Genomic DNA, 252 nt, shown 5'->3' on the forward strand with positions numbered 1-252 from the left:
GGCGTCCGAGAGGTAACTGGAGGACTTGACTTCAATGTACCGTGTCTCCCCCTCAAACATACTGCGCATGTCATAGCCGGCGCCGACGTCGCTTTCAGAGACACGGACAATATGATCGACAGGGTTGGCACAGCCCAAGCTATACAGGCGCACATATTCGTAACGATACGCCGCATCTTCGCCTAACTGGCCTATTTCCCGTTGTAGAGCTAGTCTCTGCTCAAGTTCGACAAGCGAGACCGCCCTGGCGGC

General features: G+C 55.6%; 1 protein-coding gene. It reads right to left on the bottom strand.

From position 1 onward, the window contains the following. Positions 1–153, bottom strand: a 153-nt coding sequence (locus SB679_RS25445) for a protein NO VEIN domain-containing protein (protein WP_410705134.1), incomplete at its 3' end; no start/stop codon positions are given. Between the last annotated feature and the right edge of the window lie 99 nt (positions 154–252).

Origin of the sequence: Chryseobacterium sp. SIMBA_029 (assembly GCF_046535275.1) — a bacterium.
In the GTDB taxonomy this organism is placed as follows: Bacteria; Bacteroidota; Bacteroidia; order Flavobacteriales; family Weeksellaceae; genus Chryseobacterium.